The 418-nt window shown below is 61.7% G+C and carries 1 pseudogene; it reads left to right on the top strand.

The annotated features are described in order from the left end of the window. Nucleotides 1-133 precede the first annotated feature (133 nt). Nucleotides 134-418, top strand: a pseudogene (locus BN358_RS15260) (restriction endonuclease subunit S); the annotation flags it as partial.

Below are 418 nucleotides of genomic sequence, written 5' to 3'. Positions count from 1 at the left end.
CGGGGTTGGGCGGGTCGACGGTCTACAACGAGATCGAGGTGCCCCACCGACAACCTTGCTCGGCCCGGTGACCTCCTGTTTGCCTGGTCGGGGAGGTCTCACGGCGGCTCGGTGGTACCGGCCCGACGCGATCGTGAATCAGCACATCTTCAAGGTCATCCCGAACGTCGGTTGGCCGATGTGGTTGGTGGCGTGTGCTGTGGATCGCAAGCTTGACGACTTCAAGGCGATTGCGGCTGACAAGGCAACGACGATGGGACATATCCAGCGACATCACCTCGATGAACTCGTCGGTGTGCCGAGTCAGGTCGACATCGAGGCGAACGATGCGGCAATGTCGACGCTCTGGGATCGTGCGCTTGCTGGGGAGGTCGAGTCGTTGAGGTTGGCCGATTTGCGCGACATGTTGCTTCCGCAC

This window comes from Sedimentibacter sp. B4 (genome assembly GCF_000309315.1).
Lineage (GTDB): Bacteria > Bacillota > Clostridia > Tissierellales > Sedimentibacteraceae > Sedimentibacter > Sedimentibacter saalensis.
This window is presented reverse-complemented; position numbering and strand designations above follow the sequence as displayed.